At 32.1% G+C, this 530-nt stretch carries 1 protein-coding gene; it reads left to right on the plus strand.

The features are described from left to right. Positions 1-530 (plus strand): HAD hydrolase family protein (locus tag QTO00_RS20710; protein ID WP_331426397.1); only part of this gene is annotated, 530 nt, incomplete at both ends.

Consider the following 530-nt stretch of genomic DNA (forward strand, 5'->3'; position numbering starts at 1 on the left):
AGCTATAAAGAATTACTAGAAAAATCAAATCAGGTTATCCTTGTCGACTGCGATAAGACTGTTTCAATTAATGATGGGACTTATGATTTTTGTAGATATTTAGGAATAAAAAAAGAAGAGTTAAAATCTATATTTAGAAATGATAGGTATACTTCATACCAATTTTTTAAAGTTTGGAATCTATACAAAAAGCATAATCCTATGAAAGTGGGAGAATCAGCGACTCAAACTTTGAAAAATATAAAACTGAGCCAGAGCATATTCGACTATTTAACTAATCAGAAAGACTCTATTGTTATCGGTGTTACGTCAGGCGTATTTGATATATGGAACTTAGTCAACGAAAAGCATCAAATATTTGACATTTTGCTAGGGAACATTTGCAAACCAGAAATTGAATATCTTGTTACGCCATTGTTCAAGAAAGAATTATCGAATCTACTAAGAGACAAAGGAAAACACGTAGTAGCCATTGGCGATTCGATGATTGACATTCCAATGTTAGAAGCAGCAAATCAAGGGTATTTGGT

Source organism: Vibrio sp. M260118, assembly GCF_036533755.1.
Lineage (GTDB): Bacteria > Pseudomonadota > Gammaproteobacteria > Enterobacterales > Vibrionaceae > Vibrio.